This is a genomic window from Veillonella sp. 6_1_27 (assembly GCF_000163735.1).
Taxonomy (GTDB): Bacteria; Bacillota; Negativicutes; order Veillonellales; family Veillonellaceae; genus Veillonella; species Veillonella parvula_A.
This window is the reverse complement of record NZ_GG770217.1, coordinates 89,153-100,798: the sequence shown is the minus strand read 5'-3', so window position 1 is coordinate 100,798 and position 11,646 is coordinate 89,153. Positions and strand designations below refer to the sequence as shown.

The window sequence follows — 11,646 nt, the reverse complement described above, 5'->3', positions numbered from 1 at the left end:
GTCCATGAGCAAATTTGATTGGAAAGTATTGGATCGTAATTATGAAGATGTAATTTACGAGACATATAATGGCATTGCAAAGATTACTATTAACCGTCCAGAAGTGCGCAACGCATTCCGTCCTAAAACGGTAATGGAGTTAATTGATGCTTTCACAGTAGCTCGTGAAGATAACGAAGTAGGCGTAATCGTATTGACTGGTGCTAACCACGGTAAGGGCGAAGATAAAGAGGCATTCTGCTCCGGCGGTGACCAAAGCGTACGTGGTCACGGTGGTTATGTAGGTGAAGATAATGTGCCTCGCTTGAACGTTCTCGATTTACAACGCTTAATTCGCGTCATCCCTAAACCTGTTATTGCAATGGTTAATGGTTATGCTATCGGTGGCGGTCATGTATTGCACATCGTATGTGACCTTACAATCGCTTCTGAAAATGCTAAGTTCGGTCAAACTGGTCCTCGTGTAGGCTCCTTCGATGCTGGTTATGGCGCAGGTTACTTGGCTCGTATGATCGGTCACAAACGCGCTCGCGAAGTATGGTTCTTGTGCCGTCAATACACAGCAGCTCAAGCATATGAAATGGGCATGGTTAATACTGTGGTACCATTTGACAAATTGGAAGAAGAAACAGTTCAATGGTGTAGCGAAATACTTGAATTATCTCCAATGGCATTGCGCATGTTGAAAGGCGCTTTCAATGCCGACACAGATGGCCTTGCAGGTTTACAACAATTCGCAGGGGACGCTACATTGATGTACTATACAATTGATGAAGCGAAAGAAGGTCGTGACGCGTTCAAAGAAAAACGGAAACCTAACTTCAAACAATTCCCTAAATTCCCTTAATCGGGAGTCGATACAGTCCTATATGACGGACTATATTAACGGTTAAAACGACAAGTGCGCCTCTATAGGAGGCGCCTTTCTTGTAATATTTCTTTATTTATCATATTTCAATTATTATTTTTTTAGTTTTTACTTATTATTTACTATTTATTGGTAATTAGTGATTACTTATTAGTCATTAGGTTTAGATACGAGGTGAGATGATGGAGTGGTTACGTTATGGTGCACAGCACTACCCTAATCGTAAATGTATAAATGAATATACCTATAACGATATATACCGTGGTGTACTCCATGTAGCTCGTAATTTAGTGCCTTTAGACGCATCTCGTGTGGCTATCTTGTCTGATAACTCTGTGACCATGGCAATGTATGTGTTGGCTGCTATGCTAGTTCATAAAGAGGTACTTTTACTTAATGTACATCTTAAGCCAAAGGAAATAGAAAACCAATTGGATCAACTAGGTGTTACCACCGTATTACATAGTAAAGAACGACGTAATCAATTATCTCATTTCGTTGATTCGAAGGCCTCTAATTCAATTGTTACAAATGAGTTTGAAACTCTAGAAGATATTCTATCGGATTTAGCGGTCGAGGACTCCTTTGATTGGGTATTTGTGGACACAGACATAGCTGCTATCATGAATACGAGCGCTACTACGGGGCAATTTAAGTCTGTACCGCTTCGATGGGGGCAGATTAAAGCTCATGTACAAGCATCCCATGAGGTACTAGGGAAAACAGAGCAGGATAATTGGCTAATGGTACTGCCTCTGTTTCATGTGAGTGGTTTATCTATCTTGATGAGGTCTCTTTATAACGGGACGGCTATCACTATTTTGCCTAAATATGATGAAGCTCAAGTTCTCAAACTTATAGAATCTGAGCAAATCAATATGATGTCCTTAGTGCCCACTATTTTGACTCAATTAGAGCCACATATTACGCACCATGCATTACGTGTTATATTGCTCGGTGGAGAATTCATTCCCATGGCGCTCATCGAAGCTTGTGAAAAGAAATCTTTGCCTATCTATAAGACCTACGGCATGACGGAAACCTTTAGTCAAAGTGTGACCTTCTCTGTATTGGAGTATCCTCATAAACGAGAATCTGTAGGTAAGCCCCTGCCTGACATGCAGGTTCGTATCGATAATCCTGATACAGATGGGGTAGGTGAAATTCATTTGACGGGCCCTATGGTTATGACTGGTTACATCAACAAGGAACCTATTGATGGAGACTTTAATACAGATGATATTGGTTACATCGATGAGGACGGTTTCGTTTATATTTTGAATCGTCGTAAGGATCTCATCATTTCTGGGGGTGAAAATATTTACCCTAAGGAACTAGAGGATTTGGTCTATACGTTGCCATCAGTGAAGGAATGTGCCGTTGTACCAGTATTCGATGCTAAATGGGGACAAGTTCCAGCCCTCTTTGTGGCCTTTCATGATGGTAAAAGTTTGCCACCAGAGGATATTCTAGACTTTATGACGGACTCTTTAGCAAAATATAAGATTCCGAAATATGTAAAAGTATTAACCGCATTGCCTCGAAATGGAATTGGCAAAATATTGCGTAATGAATTGAAATTATAAAATTGAGGCGCCTATGAATGATATTTTAAACTTTAAAAGTATAACTACATATCGCCTTAAATTGCCACTGAAGTTCAATTTTAAGACTGCCAAGGGCGAGGTGAAAGAAAGAGAGACTATCGTCGTTCGCATTGAAGACCAACAAGGGTATGTAGGATATGGGGAATGCGTAGCTTTCATAGATCCATTCTACACATTTGAGACCGTAGAAACCTGTTGGAAAGCTATGGTAGATGATTATATCTTTAATCTGCGCTTGATGCGGCCTAAGCCACTGATGACCTATGTACGACAATTACAATTTTGGCTCAATCGAGACAATATGCCTATGGCTATTGCGGCTCTAGAAAATGCGCTCATTCACCTTCATTGTGAACGGTTAGGTGTAAATTCTGTTTCCTACATTATGGATCAACCTTTACAAGAGACTATTGAAAGTGGTGTCGTCGTCGGTGATGTACCAATAGACCAATTACTTGATGTTGTAGCTCATCATGTAATAAATGGTTGTAAGCGGATTAAATTAAAGGTAAATCCTATAGATGGTTATGAACGAGTAGCTTTAGTTCGCAAACAGTATCCTGATTTAGTCTTAGCGGCTGATGCAAATCGTAGCTATTCCTATCAAGCAATAGATAAGGTGCGTCAGTATGATGATTTAGGTCTAGTTTGTATTGAAGAGCCCTTTGCGATGACAAACCTTCAATCTTATAAAGATTGGAAGTGGGAACGTCTTAATCATGGTGATTGGAAAATTTATACGCCAATTTGTTTGGATGAGTCCATTTTGGGATATGATGACCTGTCTTATGCTATCGAATATGGTTTGATTGATGTGCTTAATATAAAAGTAGGGCGCATGGGGGGGCTTATTCCAACAAAAGCAGCTATTAATCTATGTAGAGAACGTCATATTCCATATTGGATTGGTAGCATGGTAGAATCAGGGGTTTCTAAAATGCTTCATGTTCAGTTAGCCGCATTAGGAGATTCCTATATGGCAGGGGATTTGTCCGATTCAAATCGATATTTTGAACAAGATCTTATTTTCCCAGATTTAACCTTTAATGAGGGTGTTATGCAGGTCCCTGATGGTGATGGACTAGGTGTAACAGTTTTTGATGACCGGCTAGAAACTTATTGTATGGAGAAACGAACACTATGAATCTAATTGAATCCTTACAAATCGATGTACCTCGTATGACGAGCGATACTACATGTATTGCAAAAATGAATTTAAATGAATTTCATAAACAACCGCAAGGCTATTTAAATGGTGGTGCTACATTAGCTTTTGCAGAAATTATTGCAGGTATGATGAGCAATGAGCTGGTAGGCTCTCATAAATTTGGAGTAGGTCAGTCTATAACTGCGAATCACTTGCGTCCTGTGAAATGCGAAGGAACATTAACAGCCTTAGGAACATTACTAGTGAAAGGCAAAACATCCCATGTATGGCGCTTTGATATGATAGATGATGCACAACGCCTTATTTCACAAGTGACTGTAACCTTGGCTATTGTAGATTTTGATAGATAAAATCCCATTTTTAAAGGATTTAGTTATATTTGCTAATTAAGTTATGTATAATTTCGTCTTACATGAGAACTTACGATTGTTAAGATTATAGGATAATAAAAGGACAGTATCTACTTTTCAGTAGATACTGTCCTTTGTTGGATTTACAATGTAAATGGCTCGTCTAGAAAAAAGACATAGCTCTTTTTTACGTTTTTTAAGATCTGCAATTTAAAATGTTAGGAAAGACAAAGATATTTATTTTCTAGTGATAGTATATAGGTCTTCAATATCAGGAATATCGTAAATTACCCATGTTCCATCTCCTAAATGACGCATCAAAACTTTTATATCTTTTGTCATATTCTTTTTATTATTTTGTATCGTTACAGTCACAGTAGCCTTATCACCATTATCTTCTGACTTTAGGTTTTTAACCTCTACATCATGTTCCTTAAATAGGCGACCTTCTACAAGACGATCTACCATAGACTTATTATCATCATTTGCTGTAGTGGTATTATTGGTAGGTGATTCAGATTTAAAGCTGTCAGGATCTTCGATATATGTTCGTATTACGTCTTCGATAAGAGCTGGTCCAAATGTTTTGGTAGCTGCTATTGTAGCTTTACCAAGTGGGGTAGATGTATCGACATATTTATTGCCTTCTCGTTCTACAATGTTTTTTACAATGGATTTTATATCTATGTGGCGTAATGCTTCGTCTGCATCTTTATCTTGTACTGCTTGGTGAATGATTTTTAATGTGTAGGCTGGTGTATGTGGTACATACCATAAGAAATACCATGCTGCGGCCATCGCTCCTACAATAGCTATGATAAGAGCGATAATAACACCTTTTGAATTGAACTTATTCACAGCGAATCCTTTCATGTTTCTATAGAGGCATTTTCATACTGAATATATACATATTGTAGCATATTGAGTAAAGAATAGGATGATTTCTAGTAAAGGGTATACCTATTATAGCTTAGAGAGAAAATTGTACTATTACGAAAACTGACGAATTATGACGATAAAGGGTGGATTCCTGTAATATAATATAGAGATACTTTTATAAAAGCTATAAAATAACGATTATCAAATATAATCAATTATTTTCATAGATTTGTAATAATATTTTTTAAAAAAATAGTTGCATTGCTCTAAAATCCATGATATTATGTACAAGTAGTCAACGCGAGTTGATACGCGGCCCCGTGGTGTAGCGGTTAACATGTCGCCCTGTCACGGCGAAGATCGTCAGTTCAAATCTGATCGGGGTCGCCATTTTTTTTTTACAAAAAATCATGCCTCGGTAGCTCAGTTGGTAGAGCAACGGACTGAAAATCCGTGTGTCGACAGTTCGATTCTGTCCTGAGGCACCATTTGTATTCCATGCGGTTGTGGTGGAATGGCAGACACGCCATCTTGAGGGGGTGGTGAGCTAACGCTCGTGCGGGTTCAAGTCCCGCCAACCGCACCAAATATAAGGACCTACAGTTTACTGTAGGTCTTTTTTTCGTTATTTTGATATTAAAATATATTTAATGAGTTTATCTTCTCCTTTTAAACCTGAGAAGTGTTGGCAGGTTTTCACAATCCGTGTACAATCATAGTAATTAGTAATATACATTTATATATATAGTTTTCAATATGAGAGAAGATTATGGTTTTTAATTATGGTGAGACGTTACGTATCCGAAGGGATCTATATACGATTTTAGGCAAGATACGCTATATTGATACTCATGGAAAAATTGGGTATGAGTATAAGTTAGTTAGACATAAGAATAATGCAGAGTTTTGGCTCAGTTGGGATAAGAAGCGAGATGCGTACCAGTTTTCCAAGTTGTGTGGAAAAGCACTACCAGCCGATATGAAACTCATAGATAGTGGTTATGAGATGGTAACGGGCACTTGGGGTGAGGTAGACGTAGGTACTACTGATACTGCTAAATATAAAGAGTATGAAAATGCTGATGGTACTGCTACGTTTTCTGTTCAAGAGTGGGCTTTTGAAACGGAATATTCAAAAGGCTTTTACATTAATAAAGAATACGTATCTGTCGAAAAGGATTCAGAGGTAACCGAGTCTATTCTAGATAAAATGGATACGATTAAGAAGCTAAAGTTCATAGGACCAATCGGTTGGATTTTGGGGAACTTACTACTTTATATGCCAATCTTTGATATAAAAATATTGAATGATGTACGGGATGTACTTACCTGGCCTTATATAGTAGCTGGGAGTATAGTCCTTGGTATCATTGTGGTTTGTGCTTTCATTATTTCCAGAACTATGCGTTGATGAAAACACATCGGTTATATAGGAGTCCCTTTCGTGGGGTAAATAAAAGGTCGTAACATGTATTTAATACATATTACGACCTTTTTACTATAGGATTTATTTGTTAGGGGTTAGCTATTAGCTTCAGCTGGTTGAAGTTGTTCAAGTTCAGCTTCTTTAGCATCTAATTCTTTGGCGCCAAAATGAGCCAATACACAGAATGTAATACAAAGAACACATGCTACTAATAAAAGATAGAAACCTGCATTCCAACCAAATTTATCTGCTAAAACACCAAATAGTGTTGTACCTAAGTTTGCACCAACAATGTAACTCATGAATCCACGAAGACCAACAGCAGAACCTACTGCAAATGGTGGTACAATATCCATAGTTTGTACTGAAGCTAAGAATTGAGGAATGTAGATTAAACAACCTACAATAGCAGCGAAGAAAGTAACCCATAAGAGAGACTCGCTTTGCCAATAACCAAATATACAGAAGAAGATAATACTTATAGCAATGATTGCAGGTGGCATGCGATAACCTTTAAAGAATTTATCGGAAATGTAACCTGCAAAAATAGTTGAAGGGATAGCCGCCCATTCAAAGAATAAAAAGGCAACAGACATTTCTGCTTTGGAGAAACCCTTTACTTGTAATAAATAAATTGGAAGCCAAGTAAGCATACCAAAGCGAATCATGTAAACAAAGGTGTCAACTAATGATACATACCAAGCGTTTTTATTTTTTAATACGTATTTTACAAAGATTTCTCTTGTGCTCATATGCGGTGCTTCAGAACTTCTGTGCGCCTTATGAGCTGTGTCGGCGATGATTTCACTTGTTGGTGGTAAGCCTTCACGTTCAGGGCTTTCTTTGATTAAGAAAGAAATGGCAATTGCTATGATAACTGCAATAAGCGCTGGTACACCATAACTCCCTAATTGCCAGTGATCTGTAGTAGTGAAATATAATGCGGCGGCTACGATTGGTGCTACGATACCACCACCGAGATTGTGTGAAATATTCCAGATAGCTCCATAACGGCCACGTTCCTGTTTTGGGTACCATTTAGCTAAGGTGATAAAGGATGGTCCTACACCAAATCCTTGGAAAAAGCCATTTAGTACTACTAAAACTAAGAAGAAGGCGAGACTATCGGCAAAGCTCATAAAGATATTGATAATTGCACAGCAAATGAGACCGAAAGCCATAAACTTGGCAGGACTTGCTTTGTCCGCAAGACTACTCATAAAGCCTTTACTTAAACCATAAGCGATAAGCATACCACTAGATAGCAAACCAATTTCTGTTTTGCTCATATGGAGGATATCTGATAAAAAGTGTGTTGATAAGGCAAAGTTATTACGAACAATATAGTACGCAGCATAACCTATAAAAATACCAATTAATGATTGCAATCTATATTTATAATATAGATTCATAATCATGCTTTGTGGAACTGATGATTTTGCCTCTTTAGGTTGTAGAAATGAAAACATAGTTATTACCTTTCTTTCTTAATAACTAAATCCTATTGCATTGTTAATACTACCATTTCTATAGAATTCATGTAAATGATTTATGAGATAAAAATATTAATTTGTAACTTTAAATTGCTTATTATTAGCTGAAAATGTGTATAGAAAATATTTGAATTATAGACAAGTACTTCTTAATATATTAGATTAAATATATTGGGAGGTTATTATCTATGAAATATTTACGCCGTGAACTTAATCAAGTGGAAAAAGAATATGTAAAACAATTTGGTGAAGATTCTTTAAATCGTGTCATCCTTCATGATCCTGATACAAAGGATAAACAAGAGGTGCAAGATACTATTGATATTCTAAAAGAAGCAATTGCAAAAAATAAACCTCTAGAACAGGTTCCAGAGGATATGTGGAAGCTTATTGAGTTTTAATGTATATGAATTCCATACAATAAAAAGGCACATTGTTTTATGCGCAGACCATCTATAAATGAATTGTTTAAGATGGTAGTTAAAAACAATGTGCCTTTGTTTTATAGTTTGTAGAGTTCAGGTTTGCGATCTCTAAAAATGTTAATTTTATTGCGAATATCCTCTACTACGGTGAGGTCGATATCTACAGATGAGATGCCCTCCCTAGTGTCCATTTCGAGGAGGTTTGTACCCCATGGATCGTATACAGCGGAGTGACCAGTGCTTTGAACTCGACCTACTGTACCACAGCCGTTGACAGCACATAAGAAGAGTTGGTTTTCAATAGCTCGCACTTCGTTTAATACTTGCCAGTGGCGTAAACGCATAGTAGGCCATTGAGCAGGTACAAATAATAGCTCTGTATTTGATAATGCAGCCATTCTTACGAGCTCAGGGAAGCGAATGTCGTAACAGATAACCGTACTACAAGGAATGCCATCCAATTCAAAATGAGTGGTATGCGTACCGCTAGCGAAGTATTGGTCCTCTTTAGCAGGACTAAATCCGTGCATTTTGGAATACTCTCCTACGAGCTTGCCTTCACGGTTGTAAGCATAGGATGTATTAAATACTAAATCCTCTTTTGCTACGGCTACAGAACCGCCCACAATGTTTACATTGTGTTCTTTTGCGAATGTACTTAATAAAGCTTTTGTTCTTTCTCCATTTCTGTCAGAAATATTGATTAAATCCTTAGATGGATGAAATCCTGTATTCCATGTTTCGGGCAAGACGATAATGTCAGGCTTTTCTGATAGGGCTTGTGAAAGTAATTCTTGGACGCGCGCATAATTGTATTCCACTTCGTTTACATAGACGTCCATTTGTATAAGGCTTAAGCGTTTTTTCATAAGAAATCCTTTGTCTATTGGATAAGCATAATTTTAGAAATATGTATTATAATTAGAATATTAAAGCATTATTGAACGGATTACAATATAGCTCTAAATAATCGTAGAAGTTTTGAATGATTTTAGATACCGAAGATTTATATGAATTTAGATGTTTTGGTGAAATATTATGGAATTAACAGAAGTTATAAACTCTCGTACTAGCGTACGTAAATATAAAGAAACTCAATCAGTAGGGGTCAACATAATTCAGGAGTTAGTATCTCTTGGTATGCGAGCTCCATCGCCTAAAAATCGTCAGCCCTGGCAGGTTATTCATGTGACGACAGTGGAGAAAGAACATTTTGTGAATTTAGGCTTTCAGGTGTTAGAGCAATATAAAGAACATAAGGAACATTTTGGTAGTTTAGAGATTAGTCTTAAGGCTATGCAAACTGCTAGTGACTTGCTATTTGTGTTTAATCCTTATGATCACTTGCCTGACTATACTCGCGTGTGGGAGAAAAGTGACTTACAAGCTATTGGCGCTTTTATAGAACATATTTTATTGGGGGCAAAAGCAATTGGGTTAGGTACACTATGGATGAATGATGTGTATTTTATGCAGTGTGAAAGCAAAACCTTTTTAAATATTCCTCACGATGTACAGGCAATCATTGCTATAGGTATTCCAGATGAAACTATGTATCCTAGACCTCGAAAATCGATTGATGAAGTACTAATAAAGCGTTAATTTTTACTATTCTTCATGGAAATGTTATAATATTCTGTATATAATTGTGTTCTAATAGAGGAGGACCTATGAAACGGATTCCGTTGGTAACACTGTTAGTTTTGGTATTGGCAATGGTTGTGGCAGGTTGTGGATTGCTTTCACAAAAAACAGAACCTACTAGTTCAGTACCGCCTGCAAAAGAAGTTAAGATGGTACATCCAACGGGTATTCCTGTTCTTATGTATCATAAAGTCGGCGACGACAAAGATAATGATGCAGTTATTCGGGAGGATTTGTTTAGAGAACAAATGAAGTTCCTCAAGGATAATGGCTATAATCCATTGACGATGGATCAATTGTATGATTATGTTGTAAATGGTGCTGCGGTGCCTGAAAAACCTGTTGTTTTAACCTTTGATGACGGTTATGCAGATACATATTCTATCGTATATCCAATTATGAAAGAATATGGATTCCCGGCGACTGTATTTATCAATCCTGGCGATGTTGGGACGCGTCTAACTTGGGATCAGGTGCGTGAAATGCACAAAAATGGTATTACTATTTCAAACCATGGTTTCCAACATATAGAAATGGGCCAATTGTCAGAAGCAAAACAAATTGAAAATATTACAAAGGCCCAAGAGGCACTTGCTAAAGAAGTAGGCATTAAGGATAATCCTTGGTTCTGCTATCCATATGGAGATAAAAATGAATTCACCGACTCAGCATCTAAGAAAGCTGGTATTAAAATGGGGATGGCTATGAAATCTGGCTGGGCTCATACTGGTGATAATCCATATAATATTTTGCGTGTTTGGGTAGGTAATGCGGTGGATATCAAGCATTTTGAAGAACGCATTAGCACTGAACATTTCACTGATTTATAAGGAGAAATACATTGTTCAAAAAGAATTGGGTAAAGTTCATCATTATGGTGTTCTTATTTACCGTTGTCACATCACCCTTCGTGGTGCTCTTTGGACCATTTAATAATGTAAAGCGCGCTGTAATTGGTGCTATCTTACAATCTCGCCATCCTCATTACATTACATGGTTGTTTAATGAAGACGAGTTACAATCTATTTTGGGGACTGTAGGGGTTGTTAAAAGCCAAGATTTGTTCAAGTTTAATGCTCGTGAAGATAAGACTTTAAATCTTGAAAAAATCCAGTCTGCTCGTTATGTAGGCTATATTTTAGAAATTCCTGATCCTCGTCGTATTCAAGTAGGTACAGCGGCTAATATTCAAGAAAAAGGCGATACTACAAGTAATATTGCAAAAATGAATAATGCTGTAGCAGCGATTAATGGCGGTGGTTTCCACGACCCTAATGGTACTGGTACAGGCCGTTTGCCATATGGTTTCATCTTGCATGATGGTGAGTACGTTATCGGTAAGGATGTAGGCCCTGATGAAGACGTAGACTTTGTAGGTTTCTCTAAATCTGGTAATCTTATCGCTGGTAACTATGATAAAACTCAGCTTAGTGATATGAAGGCCATGGAAGGTATTACCTTTGGTCCACCTCTTATCGTTGATGGTAAGAAGATGATTACCGAAGGTGATGGTGGCTGGGGCGTAGGTCCTCGTACTGCTATCGGTCAAAAGAAAGATGGTACAGTGCTATTTCTCGTAATCGATGGTCGTCAACCAGGGTATTCCATTGGTGCTACCTTGCGTGACGTACAAGATATTCTTTTTGAAAAGGGTTGCTACATTGCAGCAAATTTAGATGGCGGTTCTAGTTCTACTTTGTACCTAAATGGTAAAGTCGTAAATAAACCTGCCGATTTGTTAGGGGAACGCATGATCCCAACGGCGTTTATCGTGAAATAGGAGGAC

Annotated in this window: 12 protein-coding genes and 3 tRNA genes; 12 read left to right on the top strand and 3 right to left on the bottom strand. The window is 37.6% G+C overall.

The annotated features are described in order from the left end of the window. Window positions 1-4 precede the first annotated feature (4 nt). The 4 genes from menB (at window position 5) to HMPREF0874_RS07495 (ending at window position 3,993) form a co-directional block, all read left to right on the top strand. A complete protein-coding gene (gene menB, locus HMPREF0874_RS07510; RefSeq protein ID WP_004693709.1) occupies window positions 5-847 on the top strand; it encodes a 1,4-dihydroxy-2-naphthoyl-CoA synthase in 843 nt (280 codons plus the stop codon). Between the two features lie 200 nt (window positions 848-1,047). Next, window positions 1,048-2,454: an o-succinylbenzoate--CoA ligase gene (gene menE, locus HMPREF0874_RS07505; protein ID WP_039965357.1), complete on the top strand. Its 1,407-nt coding sequence runs from the start codon at window positions 1,048-1,050 to the stop codon at window positions 2,452-2,454. Window positions 2,455-2,467: 13 nt separating this feature from the next. Further along, entirely contained in the window at window positions 2,468-3,619 is a 1,152-nt protein-coding gene (gene menC / locus HMPREF0874_RS07500; protein ID WP_008602799.1) for an o-succinylbenzoate synthase, read from the top strand. Continuing rightward, complete coding sequence (locus HMPREF0874_RS07495) at window positions 3,616-3,993, top strand: PaaI family thioesterase (protein ID WP_024061370.1); 378 nt, start codon at window positions 3,616-3,618, stop codon at window positions 3,991-3,993. The genes menC and HMPREF0874_RS07495 overlap by 4 nt, the downstream gene beginning before the upstream one ends. 237 nt (window positions 3,994-4,230) lie before the next feature. On the opposite strand, the gene HMPREF0874_RS07490 is transcribed toward HMPREF0874_RS07495, so the two are convergent. After that, a complete protein-coding gene (locus HMPREF0874_RS07490) occupies window positions 4,231-4,866 on the bottom strand; it encodes a hypothetical protein (RefSeq protein WP_008602793.1) in 636 nt (211 codons plus the stop codon). A 320-nt stretch (window positions 4,867-5,186) separates the two neighbouring features. Here HMPREF0874_RS07490 and HMPREF0874_RS07485 point away from each other — a divergent pair. The 4 genes from HMPREF0874_RS07485 to HMPREF0874_RS07470 all read left to right on the top strand — a co-directional run bounded on the left by HMPREF0874_RS07485 (window position 5,187) and on the right by HMPREF0874_RS07470 (window position 6,283). Beyond that, window positions 5,187-5,262 (top strand) — tRNA-Asp (locus HMPREF0874_RS07485). A gap of 22 nt (window positions 5,263-5,284) precedes the next feature. Further along, window positions 5,285-5,360 (top strand) — tRNA-Phe (locus HMPREF0874_RS07480). A 12-nt stretch (window positions 5,361-5,372) separates the two neighbouring features. Beyond that, window positions 5,373-5,458, top strand: a tRNA-Leu gene (locus HMPREF0874_RS07475). Between the two features lie 183 nt (window positions 5,459-5,641). Further along, entirely contained in the window at window positions 5,642-6,283 is a 642-nt protein-coding gene (locus HMPREF0874_RS07470) for a hypothetical protein (RefSeq protein ID WP_008602791.1), read from the top strand. A 110-nt stretch (window positions 6,284-6,393) separates the two neighbouring features. Here HMPREF0874_RS07470 and HMPREF0874_RS07465 read toward each other — a convergent pair whose 3' ends face one another. Further along, a complete protein-coding gene (locus tag HMPREF0874_RS07465; protein WP_004693689.1) occupies window positions 6,394-7,767 on the bottom strand; it encodes an MFS transporter in 1,374 nt (457 codons plus the stop codon). A gap of 212 nt (window positions 7,768-7,979) precedes the next feature. Between HMPREF0874_RS07465 and HMPREF0874_RS07460 the strand changes: the two genes are divergently transcribed. Continuing rightward, window positions 7,980-8,192, top strand: coding sequence for a hypothetical protein (locus HMPREF0874_RS07460; RefSeq protein WP_008602789.1), 213 nt, complete (start codon window positions 7,980-7,982; stop codon window positions 8,190-8,192). A gap of 101 nt (window positions 8,193-8,293) precedes the next feature. Here HMPREF0874_RS07460 and HMPREF0874_RS07455 read toward each other — a convergent pair whose 3' ends face one another. Beyond that, a complete protein-coding gene (locus HMPREF0874_RS07455; RefSeq protein WP_004698326.1) occupies window positions 8,294-9,085 on the bottom strand; it encodes a carbon-nitrogen family hydrolase in 792 nt (263 codons plus the stop codon). A gap of 169 nt (window positions 9,086-9,254) precedes the next feature. Here HMPREF0874_RS07455 and HMPREF0874_RS07450 point away from each other — a divergent pair, with 169 nt between their 5' ends. The 3 genes from HMPREF0874_RS07450 (at window position 9,255) to HMPREF0874_RS07440 (ending at window position 11,640) form a co-directional block, all read left to right on the top strand. Further along, the gene (locus tag HMPREF0874_RS07450) at window positions 9,255-9,818 is read left to right on the top strand and encodes a nitroreductase family protein (RefSeq protein WP_004698371.1); all 564 of its coding nucleotides are present in this window, start codon (window positions 9,255-9,257) and stop codon (window positions 9,816-9,818) included. Between the two features lie 68 nt (window positions 9,819-9,886). After that, window positions 9,887-10,690 carry a polysaccharide deacetylase family protein gene (locus HMPREF0874_RS07445; RefSeq protein WP_004693679.1) on the top strand — a complete coding sequence of 268 codons (804 nt, stop codon included), beginning with the start codon at window positions 9,887-9,889 and terminating at the stop codon, window positions 10,688-10,690. A gap of 11 nt (window positions 10,691-10,701) precedes the next feature. Continuing rightward, window positions 10,702-11,640 carry a phosphodiester glycosidase family protein gene (locus tag HMPREF0874_RS07440; RefSeq protein ID WP_004693677.1) on the top strand — a complete coding sequence of 313 codons (939 nt, stop codon included), beginning with the start codon at window positions 10,702-10,704 and terminating at the stop codon, window positions 11,638-11,640. Window positions 11,641-11,646 lie beyond the last annotated feature (6 nt).

Coding starts and splice junctions, on each gene's coding strand:
- menB (WP_004693709.1), top strand. CDS start 5: ATGAGCAAATTTGATTGGAAAGTATTGGATCGTAATTATGAAGATGTA.
- menE (WP_039965357.1), top strand. CDS start 1,048: ATGATGGAGTGGTTACGTTATGGTGCACAGCACTACCCTAATCGTAAA.
- menC (WP_008602799.1), top strand. CDS start 2,468: ATGAATGATATTTTAAACTTTAAAAGTATAACTACATATCGCCTTAAA.
- HMPREF0874_RS07495 (WP_024061370.1), top strand. CDS start 3,616: ATGAATCTAATTGAATCCTTACAAATCGATGTACCTCGTATGACGAGC.
- HMPREF0874_RS07490 (WP_008602793.1), bottom strand. CDS start 4,866: ATGAAAGGATTCGCTGTGAATAAGTTCAATTCAAAAGGTGTTATTATC.
- HMPREF0874_RS07470 (WP_008602791.1), top strand. CDS start 5,642: ATGGTTTTTAATTATGGTGAGACGTTACGTATCCGAAGGGATCTATAT.
- HMPREF0874_RS07465 (WP_004693689.1), bottom strand. CDS start 7,767: ATGTTTTCATTTCTACAACCTAAAGAGGCAAAATCATCAGTTCCACAA.
- HMPREF0874_RS07460 (WP_008602789.1), top strand. CDS start 7,980: ATGAAATATTTACGCCGTGAACTTAATCAAGTGGAAAAAGAATATGTA.
- HMPREF0874_RS07455 (WP_004698326.1), bottom strand. CDS start 9,085: ATGAAAAAACGCTTAAGCCTTATACAAATGGACGTCTATGTAAACGAA.
- HMPREF0874_RS07450 (WP_004698371.1), top strand. CDS start 9,255: ATGGAATTAACAGAAGTTATAAACTCTCGTACTAGCGTACGTAAATAT.
- HMPREF0874_RS07445 (WP_004693679.1), top strand. CDS start 9,887: ATGAAACGGATTCCGTTGGTAACACTGTTAGTTTTGGTATTGGCAATG.